Source organism: Parapontixanthobacter aurantiacus (genome assembly GCF_009827635.1).
In the GTDB taxonomy this organism is placed as follows: domain Bacteria; phylum Pseudomonadota; class Alphaproteobacteria; order Sphingomonadales; family Sphingomonadaceae; genus Parapontixanthobacter; species Parapontixanthobacter aurantiacus.
The window spans coordinates 1530349-1550296 of record NZ_WTYW01000001.1; the positions used below are offsets into that span (position 1 = coordinate 1530349).

Here is a 19948-nt window from a genome sequence, read left to right on the forward strand (position 1 = left end):
TTGCGGCTGGACATCGCCTTGGTCATAAGACCATCCCTCCCATGTTAGCGCTACCAATAAAATTCGGCAGCTGTCTGTTCCTCGGTCAATCGACTTATCGGCGCGACGAGCGATTGGCAAGAGGGGGTTGCGTTCTTTTAGCCGAATACTGTGGTAAATTGCCAACATGCGTTCAACGCGGTAGGAGCCAGTCTCGATGGGACAGGCAAATGGTATCGGTACCGTAAACCGGATCGAACGGGTCGTAATCGTAGGCGGCGGCACTGCCGGTTGGATGGCAGCTGCAGCTCTCGCGCGTTTCTTCAACGATGGCAGAAGGACGATCGACTTGGTCGAGTCGGACGCCATCGGCACGGTTGGCGTCGGCGAGGCGACGATCCCGCCAATCGTCAATTTCAACGCGATGCTCGACATTCGCGAGGATGAATTTCTTCAGGCGACTCGCGGCACCTTCAAGCTGGGTATCGAGTTCGTGAACTGGGGTCGGCAGGGCGACCGATATTTTCATCCATTCGGAAGCTACGGCCAATCCTTTCACGGGATTGCCTTTCACCAGCTGTTCCTGCGCGAAGTCGCGCGGGGCGGACAGCTTGGTACTATCGGCGAATATTCGATGAGCACCGCTGCAGCGATGACCGGCAAGTTTGCCCGGCCGGCTGTCGGAGCCAAGTCGCTCGTGAATCAGATAATCTACGCTTACCACTTCGATGCTTCCCTTTACGCGGCACTGCTTCGCAAAATGGCCGAGGGGCGCGGTGTGCGACGTACCGAGGGGCGGATAGCCAGTGTAGAGCGCGACGGAGAAACGGGTGACATCCGCGCCGTGGTGCTGGAGAATGGCGATCAGATCGAAGGCGACCTTTTCATCGACTGCTCGGGTTTTCGCGGCCTTTTAATCGAGGAGGCACTCGAGACCGGTTACGAAGATTGGAGCCACTGGCTTCCGATGGATCGTGCAATCGCCGTGCCAAGCGAAAGTTCGGGTCCGCCGTCCCCTTTCACTCGCTCGACAGCTCATGGCGCTGGCTGGCAGTGGCGCATCCCGCTGCAGCACCGAACTGGGAACGGCCATGTTTTTTCAAGCGGCTATATGGATGAAGGCGAGGCTCAGGACATTCTGCTTGCCAATCTTGAAGGCAGTCCCATCAGCGAGCCACGGACTTTGCGTTTCCTGACCGGTATGCGCAAGAAGGCTTGGAGCCACAATGTTGTTTCGCTCGGATTGTCCGCGGGTTTCATCGAACCTCTCGAATCCACCAGCATCCACCTCATTCAAAACGGCATCGCCCGCCTGTTCGCCCTATTTCCCGACAATCCGATAAGCCCGATCGAGCGCGACGAATATAATCGCGGCATGCGCGAGCTTTTTGAAGATGTTCGCGACTTCGTCATACTTCACTACAAGGCTACTCAGCGGAACGATACGGAGTTCTGGCGCTATGTGCGCGACATGGACGTTCCAGAAAGCCTTTCTCGTAAGATGGAGTTATGGCGTCTTCACGGTCGCGTCTTTCGCGAGAATGCTGAGCTCTTCGCAGCCGATAGCTGGATTTCCGTAATGCTCGGGCAAAACACCTGGCCCGAAAGTTATGATGCGATCGCCGATTCGCTCGACCCTGATAGGGTCGCCTCAGCGATGAAACAGATGCGTGCGGCCTACCGGGAAACGGCCGAGAAGCTGCCTCTGCACGAGGACTTCATCCGGCAATCAGGTGGCTGGCACGATATGTCCGCTCGGGAACACGCTGCATGAATGCCGAGCCGATAACGAAAGTCGTCATCGTAGGTGGCGGCACGGCCGGTTGGATGGCGGCGACCGCGCTTGCCCACATCATGGGTAAGCTGCCGTCCTTCTCGATCACGCTGGTGGAAAGCGAAGCGATCGGCACGGTCGGTGTAGGTGAAGCGACTATTCCGCAGATCATCGGTTTCAACCGCATGATCGGGCTCGACGAAATGGAGTTCATGCGAGAGACCCGCGCCACCTACAAGTTGGGCATAGAATTCGTCGACTGGCTACGTCTCGGTCATTCTTACGTGCACCCTTTCGGCACGCACGGCATCGATATGCTCGGCATCGAATTCCAGCATTTCTGGATTCGCGGAAAGGCCTTGGGCGATACGGCGTCGATCGACGAATATTCGATAGCAGCGATGGCGGGAAAGGCCGGGAAGTTCGACTGGCCGCGGCCCGATACCAAATCCCCCATGGCCAAACTGGCCTATGCCTTTCAGTTCGACGCCGCCCGCTATGCAGCATTCCTTCGCAAGAAAGCCGAAGCCGCCGGCGTTCGCCGTATCGAGGGGCGTGTCGTCGAAGTGGAGCAAGAAAGCGAAACCGGACACGTGGCCGCTCTCATGCTCGACAACGGTACCAAGGTGGAAGGAGAGCTTTTCGTCGATTGCTCCGGCTTCCGCTCGCTATTGCTTGGTCAGGCGCTCGACGTTCCTTTCTCCGATTGGTCCCACTGGCTTCCATGCGACAGCGCCGTGGCCGTGCCCTGCACGCTCGGGGGACGGAATGAACCATTAACCCGCTCGACCGCTCGCTCTGCCGGGTGGCAGTGGCGCATTCCGCTACAGCATCGGATCGGCAACGGACATGTCTTCGCCTCCGATCATTTGGACCGCTCCGAGGCAACCGACTTGTTGTTGGCAAACCTAGACGGAGAGCCGCTGGCCGAGCCGAACCAGCTTTCCTTCAAAGCCGGGCACCGCGCACGCGCATGGGAAAAGAACGTAGTTGCGCTCGGTCTGGCTGCCGGCTTTCTCGAACCCCTTGAATCGACGTCTATCCACCTTGTCCAGTCAGGCATCGCGCGGCTGATGTCGCTATTCCCCGACAAGTCGTTTTCAGAAGTGGAAATCGCGCGTTTCAATAAGGAAACCGAGCGCGAATATAGCGATATTCGAGATTTTCTCGTCCTTCACTACCACTGTACCGAGCGTGATGATTCGGATTTCTGGCGCTATTGCCGAAATCTCGAAATGCCGGACGGCGTACTGGAAAAGATAGAGATGTTCCGCCGTTCCGGTCGCATCTTCCGTGAAAATAACGAGCTTTTCACTGAAGCAAGTTGGCTCTCTGTCATGCTGGGACAGGGAGTTGTACCGCTTACCCATCATCCAGTCGCGCGGTTGCTGGACGAGACGGAAACGCTCAACCGCTTGGCCCACATCCGAAAAGTGATTGAGCAAACTGCGCAACAATTGCCGACGCAGGATCAGTTCCTGCAACAGCGAGGCGGAGCGATGTCACCTCGCGAACGCTTGAGCGCATGAGCGGCCTGCCCCCGCCTGCCCCAATTCCCGAGATCGAGGCACCGATTACGAGCGAAAGGTTCGATGAAATTCGCGAGACCACGCTGCCCGTCGTAATGCGGAGGTTGGTTGCCGATTGGCCTGCGGTACACGCAACTCAGCAGGGCGATGAAGCCATTTGCGATTATCTGACACAGCGCGCCGTCAATCGCCCAGTCAATGCCATCGCAGCCCCGCCGAACGCGCGCGGTCGCTTCTTTTATCACGAGGATCTTCGTTCGCTGAATTTCGTCAATGGCAGCGGACACCTTCGAGCATTCTTGGCCGATCTGCTCAAGGCGAAGGTTGTCGATGCGCCGCCCGCCATGGCTGTGCAATCAGAAGAACTCTCGCATGTTGCACCGCAGTTCCTCACAGAAAACGCTCTGGAAATCTTACCTGCTGTCATGCCGCGGATCTGGATTGGCAACCGCATCAGCGTTGCGCCGCATTATGATGCGAAGGAGAACGTAGCTTGCTGCGTGGCGGGTCGGCGTCGATTCACCCTTTTTCCGCCCAACCGGACCGCAGACCTCTATCCTGGACCTTTCGAACTGACGCCAGCAGGGACCCCAATCAGCTTGGTGGATTTGGCGGCTCCCGATCTGGACCGGTTTCCCCGCTTCGCCGAAGCCTGGCAAGATGCGCAGCAAGCAACGCTCTAGCCGGGCGATGCCATCTATATACCTTACGGGTGGTGGCACGGTGTCGAATCGCTCGAACCGATAAGCATCCTTGTCAATTATTGGTGGGCGCCGGGGAAGCCGGTCGGGATCGGCCGTCCCTACGATGGTTTGCTGCACGCCATACTTGCTTTCAAGCATTTGCCGGATGACCAGCGAGCCGTTTGGCGAGAAATTCTCGATTATTATGTTTTCGAGCGATCCGGCGATCCAGCAGAGCATCTACCCGAACATGCCAAAGGCATTCTGAGTGCGCCCTCGCCCGAACTCTTTAATCACATGCGTAACGTTATCATACGCTCACTGGAGTCTGACGGGTAACCGACGCAAGCCATTGAGCATAAGGCGGAGCGAATTCGACAGCCGCCTGCGCGCGCTGCGCGAATTCTTGACGAGCACGTTCCTCTGATCCGCCATCGGCGCTTTGTGCTGTGGGCGGCAAACCGGGCTTGAAGCCGAGCGCCAGCAATAGTGCAAAGCGCCCCTGCGGGCTCAACGGACTTTCCTCGCGGAACGGTATGCGACCTCGGCGCTCGAATTGATCGAGTTCTTCAGCGACCCGACCCGGCACAGGACGCGAACCGAACACTGAGCTTGCCTGCGGAGTTACGAAATGCCTTGCGAGGCTTTCGTGCGCAGCTTCCATCATCATGACGGATCGACGGTTGTATTCAGCCCGCTCCAGCGGTTCGATTTGACGGCCGGGTAACATTTCGAGCAGCAATTCGATCTGTCGGTGCGCCAAGTCGAGGTTATAGGGGCCAATTGGCTCGAACCGTGCGCTGGCATCCCCAATCGCAATGACGTTTCCAAGCCATGGCTCGGCCACGCGTCCCTGCGTCAGTTGCACCGCCGCGGCCGCCGGCGCGCCGAGCGCAGCCAGAGCCTCGTCGCGAGCTACCCCCTCGCCCGTTCCGAGGATGGTATGAAGCCCGTCCCTGCCTGCCACCTGAGTCAGCCAGCCCTCTTCCCCAAGAGAAATGCGATCCTCGAGCGCGATAACGGGGCTCGTCGGTTTGCCGATGTAGACGGTGCGCGTGGGCAGGGTGTCCGACCAGTCGACCATGGCAAAATCGCCATGTGACGCGAGCAAGGTCGCCACCGGTCCACTGCAATCGATGAAGAGATCAGCTTCGATCCTGCCCTGCCCATTTACAACAATAGCGGCGATGGATGCGTCGTGTCCCGGTTCTACCGCGCTGATTGTGCCTTGAACGTATTGAACATTCAGTGTCTTCGCGCGCTCGATAAGAAGATTGCGGTAGGCCTGCGTATTCCAACGGAGGGCATATACTACGTCGGACAAGAGTGTCGGCGAACCCGGCGGCGAAGGCGCAAACCGTCCGGCATCCGCGAGAACCTGCGCGAGCGAGCCCTGTCGAAGGTCGCTTTGTCCTAATTGCCGCGTCCCACCCCATTCGCGAGCAAAGGCAGTCCTAAGCGCGGGGTCGAGTGTCTCCTCATATGAAAGAAGCCCTTCGTGATTTAGGCCGCCCCATCCCTGATAGCGTGTGACCAGGCGATAACTACCGCCCGCCTTTAGCACTATTTCGCTTTCTTCGAGTCCGATGCGATCGTGCAGCATGTTTGAACTGGGCAGTGATGTCTGAGCGTAGTCGGCAAAAGATGCCGGGTTCGGCTGCTGGCCAATAAGCACGACCTGGCTGGCAGGCATTGCTTGTCGCAAGGCAATTGCGGCGACGAGGCCGACTTGTCCATCGCCGACGACGACGATCCTGCGGCAGGGTTCACGCGGTGAACTCATGCCACCTCGGCGACTCTCGCCGCTTCACTGCGCAAATATTCATCGTGTTGGGGCATCGCGGCGACTTCCGCTGATATAGCTTCTCGAAGACGTTCGGTGGCCTTTGCAAGTTGCTGAGCATTACCGAGCGCTGGACGCGTGTCATGCCGCTCCGGCAACATGCCCTGGCCAACATAGACCGCAATCCAACTGGCATCGTAGAACAGACCGTCCGAATATTTCTCGATACGACCAGCCTTGCGCCACAGCTCAAGCTTGGTCTCGAGGCTGTCAGGCACCGTCATGGTGCGCACGTGGTTCCAGAATTCGGAATCGTCGCGCGTGGTCGCGTGATAATGCAGAATGAGGAAATCGCGCACGCGGTCGTATTCCATATCGACGAGTCGGTTGAACTCATCGCGGTCGCGCGGATCGATTTTGCCATCTGTCGGAAAAAGTTCGATCAAATAGGTTATCGCCATTTGGGCAAGGTAGATCGAGGTTGATTCAAGCGGCTCGAGAAAACCGCTCGCCAAGCCTACCCCAATGACATTTCGGCTCCATGACCTGCGACGGCGACCGGGGCGAAAGCGCAGGATGCGGGGCTCGGTCAACGGCTCGCCATCGGCCGCTGCAACAATGGCATCGCAGGCTTCTTCCTCGGAGATATGCGCGCTCGAAAAGACGTAGCCGTTGCCCATGCGATGTTGCAGGGGAATCTGCCAACGCCAGCCCGCTGGCATTGCAGTCGCAGTGGTATAAGGTCGTATATCCGGGGTTGCATGTGTACAGGGCAAGGCCGCTGCTCGATCGCAGGGGAGCCAGTGGGTCCAGTCCTCCCATTCTTCCTCCAGCTTCTCACCCAGCAGGAGCGAACGGAAACCCGAACAGTCGACGAAGAGATCGCCTTCAATGCGTCGCCCGTCCTCCAGCATCAATGCGGTGACGTTGCCATCGACGCCGTCACGCTCGACTTCGTTCACCTTGCCTTCGTGTCGCGTGACGCCGTTGGATAAGCCAAAGTCGCGCATGAACGGGCCAAACAGTGTCGCATCGAACTGGTAGGCATAGCCATAGGTCGAAGCGAGGCTCACATCGTTTGCTGGAGGGCGGAACCGGTTGGCCTGCGCGGCAACGACTGCAAGGGAATAATCGCCCAACGGTCGTGCGAGCCCATGGCGCTGCAGTTCGAGCCAATAGTGGTGAAACCCTACTCCGTTCAACTCTTCGCCGAAGGAGCCGAAGGGATGGATATAGCTTTCGCCAATACGGCCGAAATCGCGAAAATCGATTCCCAGCTTGAAGGTCGCATGAGTGGCTTTCATGAAAGCCGCCTCATCGATGCCGAGCTTTTCCACGAAGCCGCGGATATGTGGCAACGTCGCTTCCCCTACCCCGACGATGCCGATGTCTTCGCTTTCGACAAGCTGGACGTCGGCAGCGTCAGGCAGCAGTTTGGCAATACCTACTGCAGTCATCCAGCCCGCGGTGCCGCCCCCCAGAACGACAACGCGGACCTTCTCGGTTCTTTCGGATATGCCTCGGCTCATGCCCCTAGGGCTACCCTTGCATTTCCTCGAGTTCCAGACCCTTGGTTTCTCGCACCATGGCCCACACGAAGACTACGGAGATAGCAGCGCTAATCGCGTAGAACCCATAGGCACCAGACAAGCCGATGCTGGCGAGCATGACCGGGAAAGTCATCGTGATCCCGAAATTGGAAATCCACTGCGCGAAGCCGCTTACCGCCAGACCGGAGCCACGGATCTGGTTTGGAAACATCTCGCCCAGCATGACCCACATTACCGGGCCCCAGCTGAAGTTGAAGAAGGCGACGTAGATATTCGCCGCCACCAAAGCGGTAAGTCCGGCGCTGTCTGACAATTCCAGCGTGCCATCTACGAGCGAGCCGCTCATGAAGGCAAAGGACATGATCGCCAGCGTGACCGCCATACCGATCGAGCCGATCAGCAGCAGAGGCTTGCGTCCGACCCGATCTATCAGCGCGATGGCGAGGATTACCGAGCCGATCGAGATGGACCCGCTGAGAATGTTGATTTTCAGCGCATCGGATTCGCTGAAACCAACGGCCTGCCAAAGCACGGCACCATAATAGAACACGACGTTAATTCCGACTAACTGCTGGAATGTCGCCAGTCCGATCCCGACCCATACTATGGTGCGGAGCCGGCCGCTTTGCCGATCTATGAGATCAGATAGCCGCGGGGCGTGATCGTTAGATATCGAAGTCTCAATTTCGGTGACTTTCCGGGCCCCGACCGAAGCGCCGAAGAGACGATCGAGAACGCCGCGCGCCTTCTCCACATCACCGCGTGTCACAAGATAGCGCGGACTTTCCGGGATGAAGATAAGAGCGATTAGGAAGATCGTCGCCGGGATCAGTTCCATCCAGAACATCCAGCGCCATGCTTCAAAGCCAAGCCAGAAAGTCTCGGTGGATGACCCGGCGTACTCAGCCAGCAGATAGTTTGACAGGAACGCTGCCGTGAGACCAACGATGATCATAACCTGCTGAAGGCTGGAAAGCCGACCGCGAAGATTCGCTGGCGTAACCTCACTGATATAAGCAGGAGCGAGGACGCTCGCCGCTCCGACCGCAAGGCCACCGATGATGCGATAGATGACGAACTCGATGGACGAACCGGCGATGCCCGAACCATAGGCGCTTACGATGAAGAACACCGCAGCGATCAGCAACGTACGCCGACGACCAAGGATATCCGAAAGACGCCCGGCAACGAATGCACCGACTGCACAACCGAGCAGCATGGAGGCAACGTTGAAGCCCGTGCCGACATCGTCCGACGAAAACGCGATCCGCAAGCCGTCGACCGTGCCGTTGATGACTCCGCTATCGAAACCGAAAAGAAACCCGCCCAGCGTGGCAACAGCCACGATCGCAGAAATTAGCGCCATGTTGGCGCCCGAATGCGCGTTGTTCAAAACCCTCTCCCTGGTCGTGCTGTTGCACAATCTTCCGTTTATGGTAGCGCTACCTTTCAGCGAAAAACGCGGATTTGGCAAGCGGCGTTTTACGAACATCTAGTTACTGAAGATTGGAGAAGTTAGGATGCTGACAGGCAAGAATTTGATCGCGGGTGAATGGCGGGACGGGAATGCGAGCTTCGAGGCTGTCGATGCCGCTAGCGGAGAACCATTGGCTCCCGAATTCGCCGAGGCGACCAAACAAGATGTCGCAGACGCATGCTCTGCAGCAGCTGAAGCTCAAAATAAATTCGGTGCCCTTTCCCAAGCTGAGCGGGCGAAATTTCTGCGCCTCGCCGCCGACAAGATCGACGCTCTCGGCGAGGCTCTGACTGAGCGCGCCATGTCAGAGAGCGGCCTCCCGCAAGCCAGACTGACAGGAGAGCGCGGTCGCACGGTCGGACAACTTCGCCTGTTTGCCGACGAGGTCGAGGAGGGCGCTTGGCAGAGTTTGCGAATTGATCATGCTGATCCTGAGCGCACGCCGCCCAAGCCCGACCTCCGACTTCGCAAGATACCCTTGGGTCCGGTCGCTGTTTTCGGTGCGAGCAATTTCCCGCTCGCTTTCTCGGTTGCCGGGGGAGATACCGCGTCGGCTCTGGCCGCTGGCTGCTGCGTGGTCGTGAAGGGCCACCCGGCCCACCCGGGCACTTCGGAAATGGTTGCGGGAGCTATCTCCGAAGCAGTCTCCGAATGCGGCTTGCCAGCCGGAGTATTCTCGATGCTATCGGGAACTGGATACGACTTGGGCGAGGCGCTGGTGAAGGACCCGCATATTGCAGCGGTCGGTTTCACTGGCTCGCGCTCCGGTGGGCTTGCCTTGATAGAGCATGCCGCAAATCGCGAGGTCCCCATCCCGGTCTATGCTGAAATGAGCAGCATCAACCCGGTCGTCCTCATGCCCGCACGTTTGCAGGAAGGCGCGAAGGACCTGGCCGCTGCCTATGTTGCTTCGCTTTCGCTCGGAGCCGGACAATTCTGCACCAATCCCGGACTGGTCTTTTGTGTAGATGGGGACGCTGCATCTCAGTTCGTGGAAGCAACCCGTGACGCTCTTCCCGATGTTGCCGGCCAGACCATGCTTACCAAGGGTATCCAGTCGGCCTACAGCAAGGGCATCGCAGCGCTAGGCCGTCTCACCGGGGTAGAGTTAGTCGGTGTCGGCGCGGAAGGTTCCTCCGCTTGCGGTCAAGCGCATGTCTATACTGTAACGGGGGAAGATTTCCGCAAGGATAAGGGTTTTCAGGAGGAATTCTTCGGACCGAGTTCGATCATCGTTCGCTGCGCCGACCTCGATGAAGTCGCAAACATCCTTGCCAGCCTTGAAGGTCAGTTGACTGCAACGCTGCACATGTCCGAAGCAGATCATACGGAGGCTGCGAAACTCGTTCCGGTCCTAGAACAGATTGCCGGACGAATTATTGCCAACTCGTGGCCGACCGGAGTCGATGTGACGCACGCGATGGTTCACGGAGGGCCTTTTCCGGCGACGTCGGATGGACGCAGCACGTCTGTCGGAACGTTGGCGATCGAACGCTTCCTGCGGCCGGTATCCTATCAGGACATGCCTGAAAGCCTCCTCCCGACCCCCCTCAAAAACGATAATCCGGGCTGCCTTATCCGCGTTAACGGCAAGCATCGCGTTTGATTCAAAGGCTAGGCGAACGGCGGCGGATCGAACCAGATCTGCCGCCGTTCAAATTCTGGGGCGGGTGGTTTGCATGCGGTAATTCCCAGGCCGCATAATAATGTCGCTCGCTTTGTTGGGGTGCTCCGAATTCGAGCCAGGCTACCGTTCTGGCGGAGTTGGAATACGACGTAGCTTTTTACGCTCCGCGCACGATTTGGTCAGACCGGCGTCGCCGACAAGCGGAAGAGCCTGATTGCTACGACCGTCACGAGCTTCGGCCGCGAGTCCTCCTCAACGCGGCCCTATGCGATTGCATTGCCGGTGAGATAGCGTCTCATCGATAAGATGGCGGAGGGGGTGGGATTCGAACCCACGGTACCCAGAAGGCACAACAGTTTTCGAGACTGCCCCGTTCGACCACTCCGGCACCCCTCCGCATTTCGTGGGTGCGGCCGCCTAAAACGGCCGTGCGATCGACGAAGCGCGGCGGTTAGCGCAGCGGGGGATACTTGCCAAGCTTTAATACGGTCTTCGGTCGCTGTAATTCGCAAGATGTCATTCGGAAGCACTCGAAAAGCAACTTCCCCGCCCTTGTGACCCGCGGTCAGGGGCGCCATATATGCGTCATGGACCTATCCGAATTCTTTTCCGAACAGGCTGGCCGAAAGATTACGGTGCCGTTCCGCTCTCACACCCGGTTCGGTATCGGCGATGTCGTGCGCCATCGCATGTTCGACTTTCGCGGCGTTATCTTCGATGTCGACCCCGTATTCGCCAATAGCGAGGAATGGTACGAGTCGATCCCGAAGGACATACGCCCCGAACGCGAACAACCGTTCTATCACCTACTCGCCGAAAGCGACGATTCCAGCTACACCGCTTATGTCAGTCAGCAGAACCTGATCCCCGATAGCGAAGGCGGCCCGGTCGAGCACCCCGATGTATCGCAACTCTTCGAAAACTTCGAAGCAGGACGGTACCGGATGCGACGAGCTCTTACTCACTGAGCAGCGGCGCGACCCCGTAAGATCAGCTCTTGATCTTCCAGCCGCTCTTCAAGACCAGATAGACGATAACCGCCAGTGCGAGGTTGAAGACGCCCAGACCGATCGCGGCCTGAACGACTGCGCTTGTCCCTGAACCGATGTCGCTCTCTCCGATAAATCCATAGCGGAAGCCCGAAATTACGTAAAAGAACGGGTTGGCTCGGCTGATCGTCTGGAAGATGCCGTGAAGGTTGTCGATCGTGTAGAACGTGCCTGACAGCAACGCGAGCGGTGCGACTACGAGGGTCGTGATTGCCGCGTTGTGATCGAACTTCTCCGCCCAGATCGAGGTCAGCAGCCCGAAGAGCGAAAGCATCGTCGCCCCCATCAGGCCGAACCACGCGATTGCCCAGATATGCTCGACGCCCAGCGACACGTTCGGATATAGGATGACAGCCACGACCATCGCCGCGCCGACCATGAACGCGCGCGTGATGCCTGCCGCTACGATACCCGCCATCAGTTCGCCGACCGACAGAGGCGGCATGAGCAGATCGATGATCGTTCCCTGGATCTTTCCGGCCAAAAGGGAAAAGCTCGTATTCGCAAAGGCGTTCTGCATCATCGCCATCACGATAAGCCCCGGTGCGATGAAGCTGGCGAACGGAACGCCAAGGACTTCCCGTCCTGCTCGTCCCAAAGCGACGTCGAAAATCACGAGAAACAGCAAGGTACTGACGGCAGGACCCCAGATAGTCTGGGTCTGGACCTTGAGAAACCGCCGAACCTCCTTTAAATAGAGACTCCACAATCCCAACGTATTGACCCCGGTGATGACAGGCTCTCCATAGGGAGAAAAGGCCGAGGTTACGGGCAAGGACTGCGGGATTTCGGTTGGTTCTGCTTGATCGGCCATGACCGCGCGCCTAATACCGCCCGGACCGGCTGGCAAGCGTTGCTGCCGCATTTCATGAAACCGCGAACTACGCGACACGGTTATCCCCGCGCGACGTTCGCAATACGACGGAAAGCCCCTCACATGGCCTGGACCGAAGAACGGATCGCGACCCTCAAAAAGCTTTGGGAGGGCGGCGCGACCGCCAGCCAGATCGCTGACGAACTGGGCGATGTGAGCCGCAATGCCGTCATCGGCAAGGCTCATCGGCTCGGCTTGAAATCGCGCCCCTCACCCGTCAAGGCAGGAGAGGCGAAGGGAAAAGCAAAGGCGAAAGCGAAGGTTGCAAGCAAACCGGTCAAGGCCGCCCCGCCCAAACCGAAGAAGGAAGCGCCGCCCAAACCCGTAGAAGCGGCTGCAGAAGCTGAGACGGAAAAGCCGGCTGCACCGAAGGCGGACACCGCAACCTCGAACAAGCCACAGCCTACGCCCAATGCAGGTCAGTCATCGCCCAAGATCGTTTCGGTGGGGCCGGGCGGCTTTCTGAGACAGGGACCGGGCGATCAGCAACCACCGATCCCGCCGGCTCCGCCCCGCCGTTTGGTGCCTGCGAAGCCAAGCCCGGAAATTGCCGACAAGACGAGCCTTCTCGAATTGAGCGACAAGGTTTGCCGCTGGCCCATGGGTCATCCGGGTGAACCCGATTTCCATTTCTGCGGCGAAGCGGTCAATCCTGGCTTCCCCTATTGCGTCGAGCATTGCGGTCGGGCTTTTCAGGCGCAGCTGCCGCGCGGTGCCCGCCGTCCCCCTCCCCCGCTTCCTTTTGGCGGTCCGCGCGTTCGCTAACGATCGTCTCTCGGCGCCTGCCGAAAAAACGAACAAAATAAGCCTCGGCAGTTTCCGCTGCCGAGGCTTTTCGTTATTGCGTCTCGCGAAGTCCTTCGTCCGCTTTTGAGGGGAAACATCGTGTCAATCTCGCTTCATGCTGCCGTCGTACCGAACTGGCTGCAAATCCTTCACGCAATGCGCCGCATGTTGGAGAAGGCAGAAAGCTGGGCCTCCACAGAGGGTATCGACGAGGGCGATCTGTTCAAAACGCGCCTGATCGAAGACATGCTGCCGCTGGGCTATCAGGTGAAAAGCTGCTGGACACACAGCAAACTGGCGCTCGACGGCGTGCGCAGCGGCACGTTTTCGCCGGATATGTCTCCACCGCCCACGACCTTTTCCGCCTGCAAGGCGTTGCTCGACGAAGCGATCGCCGCATGCGATGCGGTCGACGAGGCCGAACTGGAAAAGCTCGCCGACAATGATCTGGTGTTCACGATCGGTGATAAGCTGCGGCTTGACTTCACCGTCCAGGATTTCCTTCTTAGCTTCACTACCCCCAACTTCTTTTTCCATAGCACCACGACCTATGACATCCTGCGCATGAAAGGCCTCCCCGTCGGCAAGCAGGACTTTCTGGGACGACTGCGTCTCAAGGGCTGACCCTTACCGATCAGGCAACGGCAAAATGATAGCTTTTAGGTCGATGCGATGGGTCTTTTCACTCATGCTGAGCGCAGGGTTCGTCTGTGGACCCGCGCAGGCGGAGTTGCCGCTCGCAATCCGTGACATGATCGACCGTGCGCTGGATTCGGGCGAGCCCGAAAAGGTGGAAGCCGTCATTGCCCTCGCGCGCGAGATGCATCCGGAAGATGCCGAGCTTCTCGATTGGATCCTGTCGAACTTCAATGCACGGTATCCCTCGGAAGAACCTCTGCCAGAAGAAGTTCTGGCGATGATCGAAGAGGCCAAGGCGACCGGCGACACGGCAACCGTGGAGACGGTCGTAGCACTCGCCAAATCGCTTTATCCCGACGATGCCGCGATGCTGGACGCCATTGCTACCCAGTTCGCAGAGAACCAGCCTCAGGATGGCAGCCTGCCCGAGGATACGCAGGCCCTGATCGATGCTGCGCTTGAAAGCCGCAACGAGCGACAGCTGGAAGCGGTCATCGCACTCGCCAAGAAGACGCAGCCGGAGGACGGCCCCCGCCTCGATGCGATTGCCGCGACATTCGCTGCAGAACAGGCAGAGCGGGCGCGCGTCGCCGCGCTCGCCGAGGAAGAGCGAATTCGGGAAGCGGGCCTGTTCGATCTATGGGAAGGAAAGGGTGAAATCGGCGCCTCGCGTGCCACGGGAAACAGCGACAACCTTGCCTTTACGGCAGGACTCGATCTGAAGAGGGTCGGTATCGACTGGCGGCACGAAATTCGGGGTGTCGCCGATTTTCGTCGCAACAACGGCAATACGACACGCGAATATCTCTCGCTTGCCTACGAACCGAATTACGATCTCGATGACCGAACATATGTTTATGGGCTGGCGCAGATTGAACGCGGTCCGTTTCAGGGGTTCAACGCGCGATATTCGCTGTCCGGTGGGGCCGGTTACCGGATCTACGACGATCCCGAGTTTCAGTTAGCGGTACAGGGCGGGCCGGCTTACCGGCGTATCGTACCCGTCTCCGAACCGGTCGAGAACCGCCTCGCCGCTCTCGCAGCAATCGACGTGGATTGGCAAATTAACGAGCGCACAAAGTTCACGCAGGATTCGAGCGCCTACGTGCAGTCGGACAACAGCACGTTCGTCGCGATAACCGGAGTGGAAACGGAGATAATCCCGTCGCTTTCGGCGCGTCTTTCCTACCGGATCGAGTACGACACCGATCCGCCTCCGGACACGGTCGGAACCGATACGTTGAGCCGCATCACGCTCATCTACGGTTTCTGATCGTCACCGCGATCAGCCTTTATGCGCAAACCACAAATGATGTCGCGGCCCCTTGTTGTTCGGTCGGGCGCGAACTGTCAGCTGCTCCACACTGAAGCCTGCATCCTTAAGTTTTCGCGTGAATTTGTGATCTTCGGCGGCCGACCAGACCGCAAGGACGCCGCCAGTCACTAAGGCATCCCGCGCGCGCCCAAGACCCGTCGGTGAATAGAGCCGCGCGTTGGCTTCGCGAACCATGCCATCGGGTCCGTTATCCACGTCCAGCAGGATCGCATCATAGGCTTCCGCAGTGCCGTCGCTTGCATCGTCGATCAGCGCTGCGACGTCGTGCAGTTCGATCCGCACCCTCGGATCGTCAAGGGACGCGCCGGTGAACGCGCTCATTTCCTTCCTGGCCCATTCGATGATCTCCGGCACGATTTCCGCAACGACAATTTGTGCCTTGCTTGTCGTCTTCGAAAGAGCGGCACGCAGGGTGAACCCCATCCCGTATCCGCCAATAAGGACCCGGGGATGTTCGTTCGACACACGATCGAGGGTGAGTTCCGCGAGTTGTTCCTCGCTGAACTGCATCCGTGAACTCATCAGCTCGTCCCGGCCGAGCATGATGATGAAATCGCGGCCGTGCGACACGAGATGCAGTCGTTCGTCGCTTCCCGGAATGGCGGCGCTGGCAAGGGTTTCGCGTGGCAGCATCCGAACTTGTTCAGCCCTTCCCGCGCGTCTTGGTCTTGCCGGTTTTCGCGTTGGTCGCGATGAAATCGATAATGGCGCCCGCGACGTCCTTGCCTGTAGCCTTTTCGACGCCTTCCAGACCGGGAGAAGAGTTCACTTCCATGATGACCGGACCGTGGTTGGAGCGCAGCATGTCCACACCGCAGACGTTCAGCCCCATGTGCTTTGCGGCACGAACCGCGGTTGATCGCTCTTCGGGCGTAATCTTAATTAGTTCGGCGCTTCCGCCCCGGTGCAGGTTGGAGCGAAAATCGTCGGCGGCGCCGGTGCGCTTCATCGCGGCGACGACCTTCCCGCCGATGACGAATGCACGAATGTCCGTACCGCCCGCTTCCTTGATGAATTCCTGAACCAGAATGTTGACGTTGGCCCCGCGAAACGCCTCGATGACGGATTTGGCACTCGCTTCGGTCTCGGCCAGAACAACGCCGATACCCTGCGTGCCTTCCAAAAGCTTGATGACCACCGGCGGACCTTTGACTGCCCTGATAATTTCGCTTGTTTGCTTGGGGTCGTGAGCGAAAGCGGTTAGCGGTAGTCCGAGCCCGTATTTAGCAAGAATTTGCATGGAGCGTAGCTTGTCGCGACTTCTTCCGATTGCGACGCTTTCGTTCAGCGGCCAGGTGCCCCGCATCTCGAACTGGCGCAGGATCGAAAGTCCGTAATTCGTTACCGAAGCACCGATCCTCGGAATGACGGCATCATAGGGAGCAACGACTTCCCCGTCGTAGAATACTTCGGGTCGGTGGCTCGCAATATGAACCGTACAGCGCAGCGTGTTGAGAATATCGAGGGTGTGGCCACGCTCTTCCGCCGCCTCCACCAAGCGTTTGTGAGAATAGAGCTTCGCATTGCGAGCCAACATCGCAATTCTCATGGCTTGTATCCTTCAACGGGTTTGCGGCCGGGGGTTTGCAGCCAGGAATGCCCCGAATCCACGAGAAAACGCCGTCTTAGCGCGGATCGTCCGATAAGCATCGGGAATTTCATGGAAGACCTGTCCGCGAGACTGAATTCCGCACGAAACTCGACGTCACCGATACGGATCGGTGTCTTGACGACCAATCGCCGCTGCGTTTCTCCGTTCGAACTCGTGATCCCCCGCCAATCCACATGGACCGCCTCGCAGATCTGTCTGACCTGTTGCGTCTCGAAATCGACGGCAAAACGAACAAATTGTTCACCATCGCGCTCGAACCGTTCCAGTACCGTAGCATGCAGAGACGAGGTTCGCGCACCGCTGTCGATCTTCGCCGGAACCGAATGCAGACCAAGTTCGGGCAATTGCACCATTTCCCGCCAACCGACCACTGCTAAAGGCTTTTTCGGAATCGTGCGTTTTCCTTGTTCCCGTTCGACTGTCGCCCGATTGAACTGTTTTTCGGCAAAAGAAAAGGGCCGCGAGAAACGATGTCCCGCGACCCTTTTTCCTGATTTAACCGGCGATCAGTCCTTCAGAAAGTCGGGAACGTGGTTCCCGCCTCCGTTCGAACCTTCATTGTCGCGATTGTCGTCCCGACGGCCGCCGCGGTCGCCGCCGCGCGAACGGTTGCCACGCGGGCCGCGACGATCACCGCCCCGGCCGCCCTTGTCGCCACGCGGTTCGCGCGGAGGACGGTTGTCTTCAAGTTCCTCGCCAGTTTCCTGATCGACGACTCGCATCGACAAGCGAACCTTGCCGCGGTTGTCGATCTCGAGGACCTTTACCTTAACTTCCTGTCCTTCGGACACGACGTCGGTCGGCTTTTCCACGCGCTCGTTCTTCATCTCGGATACGTGTACGAGACCGTCCTTGCCGCCCATGAAGTTTACGAAAGCACCGAAATCGACGATATTGACGACCTTGCCGGTGTAGATCTTTCCGACTTCGGCTTCTTCGACGATGCCTTCGATCCACTTGCGCGCAGCCTCGATCTGGCTGCCATCGGAGGAGGAGATCTTGATGACCCCTTCATCGTCGATATCGACCTTAGCGCCAGTTTCCGCGACGATCTCGCGAATGACCTTGCCGCCCGTGCCGATAACGTCGCGGATCTTCGACTTGTCGATCTGCATCGTTTCGATACGCGGTGCGTGCTCGCTGATTTCTCCGCGTGACGAACCAAGAGCCTTGTTCATTTCGCCAAGGATGTGCGCCCGTCCGGCCTTCGCCTGGTCGAGAGCTTTCTCCATGATGTCGCGCGTGATGCCTGCGACCTTGATATCCATCTGAAGCGACGTGATACCTTTTTCGCTGCCGGCGACCTTGAAGTCCATGTCGCCCAGATGATCTTCGTCGCCGAGAATGTCGCTGAGAACCGTGAAGTCGTCACCTTCGAGGATCAGACCCATCGCGATACCCGAGACGGGACGTTCGATCGGAACGCCAGCGTCCATCATGGAAAGACAGCCGCCGCAAACGGTAGCCATCGATGACGAACCGTTGGACTCGGTAATGTCGGACAGCACGCGGATCGTGTAGGGAAAGTCCTCCGCGCCGGGCAAAACCGGGTGGAGCGCGCGCCATGCGAGCTTACCATGTCCGGTCTCGCGGCGGCTCGTGAAGCCGAAGCGACCGACTTCGCCGACCGAATAGGGCGGGAAGTTATAGTGCAGCATGAAGTTCGAGTAGGAGAGACCCTCCAAACCGTCGATCATCTGCTCGGCATCCTTCGTGCCAAGCGTCGTGGTGCAGATTGCCTGCGTTTCGCCACGTGTGAACAAGGCCGAACCATGAGTCCGCGGAAGCAGGCCGACCATCGCCTCGATCGGGCGAACCTGGTCCGTCTTGCGTCCGTCGATCCGCTGGCCGTCCTTCAGGATGGCCTTGCGAACGATGTCGCTTTCCAGCTTTTTCACGAGTTTGAGCTTGCCGAGATATTCGGCAGGATCGTCGTGATCGAGGCTTTCGTAATGCGCCCGTGCCTTTTCACGGGCAGCATTGACGGCATCCTGCCGCTGGCCCTTGTCCGTGATCTTGTATGCGGCAGCAAGATCGTCGCCGATCAGTCCGCGCAGTTCCTCGATCGTCGCGGACTTGTCGTCCACCGGATTGAGTTCCCACGGCTCCTTGGCTGCCTGCTCGGCGAGATCGATGATCGCACCGATCACTTTGCGGCTCTCTTCGTGGGCGAACATGACGGCGCCCAGCATTTCCTCTTCGGTCAGCTCCTTCGCTTCGGATTCGACCATCATCACCGCGTCCTGCGTCGCGGCGACGACGAGGTCGAGACGACCTTCATCGTCCAGTGCTTCGCTCAGGGAGGGATTGAGAACGTATTCGCCGTTCCGGAAACCGACGCGCGCAGCACCGATCGGGCCCATGAAAGGAACGCCGCTGATGGTGAGAGCGGCAGATGCCGCGATCATCGCGAGAATGTCGGGTTCGGTCTCGCCATCATAGGAGAGGACCTGGGCGATAACATTGATCTCGTTGTAGAAACCTTCGGGAAACAGCGGACGCACGGGCCGGTCGATGAGGCGCGAAGTAAGCGTTTCCTTTTCGGTCGCGCGACCTTCGCGCTTGAAGAAGCCGCCGGGAATACGGCCGGCTGCTGAAAACTTTTCCTGATAGTGGACGGTCAGCGGGAAGAAGTCCTGTCCTTCCTTGACGCTACGGGCTGCCGTTACGGCGCAAAGCACCACGGTCTCTCCGTAAGTGGCCATGACCGCACCATCCGCTTGACGGGCGATCTGACCGGTTTCGAGGGTGAGGGTCTTTCCGCCCCACTCCAGCGATACGGTTTTCTTGTCGAACATATATTTTCCTTAATGTACCCGCATGGCCAAATTGCCGCTGCGGGGCTTACGATTGCCGGAAATGCCGGTCCGGTCCGGTACGGGGCATCTGACGCCCCAAGGCTGGCGAACCGGATGTCCGCCTGCCCCTCGATGCAAAAAGGGCGGCCCTTTGGGGAGCCGCCCTTTTCGCGAAACTCTTATTTGCGAAGACCCAGCTTCTGGATGAGGGCGTTGTAGCGCTCCACGTCCTTCTTCTTGAGATAGGCAAGCAGGCTGCGCCGCTTGTTCACCATCATGAGCAGGCCACGACGGGAATGATTGTCCTTATGGTTGCCCTTGAAATGCTCGGTGAGGTTCCGGATACGCTCGGTCAGGATGGCGACCTGAACTTCGGGAGAACCCGTATCGCCGTCGCTCTGCGCGTGATCCTTGATGATTTCCTGTTTCTTCTCTGCCGTAATCGACATTCT

At 58.6% G+C, this 19948-nt stretch carries 16 protein-coding genes, 1 tRNA gene and 1 pseudogene; 8 read left to right on the top strand and 10 right to left on the bottom strand.

Going from position 1 to position 19948, the window contains the following annotated elements; all coding sequences use genetic code 11:
• Positions 1 to 196: 196 nt before the first annotated feature.
• From GRI38_RS07380 to GRI38_RS14070, 3 genes and pseudogenes are all read left to right on the top strand, one after another.
• On the top strand, positions 197 to 1753 hold the full coding sequence (locus GRI38_RS07380; RefSeq protein ID WP_160682203.1) for a tryptophan halogenase family protein: 1557 nt from the start codon (positions 197 to 199) through the stop codon (positions 1751 to 1753).
• Between the two features lie 53 nt (positions 1754 to 1806).
• Positions 1807 to 3282, top strand: a complete 1476-nt coding sequence (locus tag GRI38_RS07385) for a tryptophan halogenase family protein (protein ID WP_337191268.1) — start codon at positions 1807 to 1809, stop codon at positions 3280 to 3282.
• Positions 3279 to 4304 (top strand): annotated as a pseudogene (locus GRI38_RS14070) (cupin-like domain-containing protein). Before GRI38_RS07385 ends, GRI38_RS14070 begins: the two are co-directional and overlap by 4 nt.
• Here the strand turns inward: GRI38_RS14070 and GRI38_RS07400 are convergent.
• Genes GRI38_RS07400 through GRI38_RS07410 form a run of 3 tightly spaced genes read right to left on the bottom strand, consistent with a single transcriptional unit; the run spans position 4276 to position 8664 of the window.
• Positions 4276 to 5748 (bottom strand): tryptophan 7-halogenase, encoded by a 1473-nt coding sequence (locus GRI38_RS07400; RefSeq protein ID WP_160682206.1) that lies wholly within the window; start codon positions 5746 to 5748, stop codon positions 4276 to 4278. The pseudogene GRI38_RS14070 and the gene GRI38_RS07400 overlap by 29 nt on opposite strands.
• The gene (locus GRI38_RS07405) at positions 5745 to 7277 is read right to left on the bottom strand and encodes a tryptophan halogenase family protein (RefSeq protein ID WP_160682207.1); all 1533 of its coding nucleotides are present in this window, start codon (positions 7275 to 7277) and stop codon (positions 5745 to 5747) included. Before GRI38_RS07405 ends, GRI38_RS07400 begins: the two co-directional genes overlap by 4 nt.
• Before the next feature lie 10 nt (positions 7278 to 7287).
• Positions 7288 to 8664 (bottom strand): sugar porter family MFS transporter, encoded by a 1377-nt coding sequence (locus GRI38_RS07410; RefSeq protein ID WP_237487451.1) that lies wholly within the window; start codon positions 8662 to 8664, stop codon positions 7288 to 7290.
• A gap of 154 nt (positions 8665 to 8818) precedes the next feature.
• Here GRI38_RS07410 and GRI38_RS07415 point away from each other — a divergent pair, with 154 nt between their 5' ends.
• Positions 8819 to 10381, top strand: coding sequence for an aldehyde dehydrogenase (NADP(+)) (locus GRI38_RS07415; protein ID WP_160682209.1), 1563 nt, complete (start codon positions 8819 to 8821; stop codon positions 10379 to 10381).
• Positions 10382 to 10709: 328 nt separating this feature from the next.
• Here GRI38_RS07415 and GRI38_RS07420 read toward each other — a convergent pair.
• Positions 10710 to 10798 (bottom strand) — tRNA-Ser (locus GRI38_RS07420).
• A gap of 191 nt (positions 10799 to 10989) precedes the next feature.
• Here GRI38_RS07420 and hspQ point away from each other — a divergent pair.
• Positions 10990 to 11370, top strand: coding sequence for a heat shock protein HspQ (hspQ, locus tag GRI38_RS07425; protein WP_160682210.1), 381 nt, complete (start codon positions 10990 to 10992; stop codon positions 11368 to 11370).
• 22 nt (positions 11371 to 11392) lie between these two features.
• Here the strand turns inward: hspQ and GRI38_RS07430 are convergent, their stop codons facing one another.
• Complete coding sequence (locus GRI38_RS07430) at positions 11393 to 12265, bottom strand: ABC transporter permease (protein ID WP_160682211.1); 873 nt, start codon at positions 12263 to 12265, stop codon at positions 11393 to 11395.
• A gap of 123 nt (positions 12266 to 12388) precedes the next feature.
• Here GRI38_RS07430 and GRI38_RS07435 point away from each other — a divergent pair, with 123 nt between their 5' ends.
• The 3 genes from GRI38_RS07435 to GRI38_RS07445 all read left to right on the top strand — a co-directional run bounded on the left by GRI38_RS07435 (position 12389) and on the right by GRI38_RS07445 (position 15023).
• Positions 12389 to 13090, top strand: a complete 702-nt coding sequence (locus tag GRI38_RS07435) for a GcrA family cell cycle regulator (protein WP_160682212.1) — start codon at positions 12389 to 12391, stop codon at positions 13088 to 13090.
• Positions 13091 to 13210: 120 nt separating this feature from the next.
• Positions 13211 to 13735, top strand: coding sequence for a DUF1993 family protein (locus tag GRI38_RS07440; RefSeq protein ID WP_160682213.1), 525 nt, complete (start codon positions 13211 to 13213; stop codon positions 13733 to 13735).
• Between the two features lie 64 nt (positions 13736 to 13799).
• The gene (locus tag GRI38_RS07445; protein ID WP_160682214.1) at positions 13800 to 15023 is read left to right on the top strand and encodes a DUF481 domain-containing protein; all 1224 of its coding nucleotides are present in this window, start codon (positions 13800 to 13802) and stop codon (positions 15021 to 15023) included.
• A gap of 12 nt (positions 15024 to 15035) precedes the next feature.
• Here GRI38_RS07445 and GRI38_RS07450 read toward each other — a convergent pair whose 3' ends face one another.
• From GRI38_RS07450 to rpsO, 5 genes are all read right to left on the bottom strand, one after another.
• Positions 15036 to 15719, bottom strand: a complete 684-nt coding sequence (locus GRI38_RS07450) for a spermidine synthase (protein ID WP_160682215.1) — start codon at positions 15717 to 15719, stop codon at positions 15036 to 15038.
• Positions 15720 to 15729: 10 nt separating this feature from the next.
• Complete coding sequence (gene rimK, locus GRI38_RS07455; protein ID WP_160682216.1) at positions 15730 to 16635, bottom strand: 30S ribosomal protein S6--L-glutamate ligase; 906 nt, start codon at positions 16633 to 16635, stop codon at positions 15730 to 15732.
• The gene (locus tag GRI38_RS07460; RefSeq protein ID WP_337191254.1) at positions 16632 to 17069 is read right to left on the bottom strand and encodes an ATP-dependent zinc protease family protein; all 438 of its coding nucleotides are present in this window, start codon (positions 17067 to 17069) and stop codon (positions 16632 to 16634) included. Before GRI38_RS07460 ends, rimK begins: the two co-directional genes overlap by 4 nt.
• A 135-nt stretch (positions 17070 to 17204) precedes the next feature.
• Positions 17205 to 19496, bottom strand: coding sequence for a polyribonucleotide nucleotidyltransferase (pnp, locus tag GRI38_RS07465; RefSeq protein WP_160682217.1), 2292 nt, complete (start codon positions 19494 to 19496; stop codon positions 17205 to 17207).
• Positions 19497 to 19675: 179 nt separating this feature from the next.
• The gene (gene rpsO / locus GRI38_RS07470; RefSeq protein ID WP_160682218.1) at positions 19676 to 19945 is read right to left on the bottom strand and encodes a 30S ribosomal protein S15; all 270 of its coding nucleotides are present in this window, start codon (positions 19943 to 19945) and stop codon (positions 19676 to 19678) included.
• Positions 19946 to 19948 lie beyond the last annotated feature (3 nt).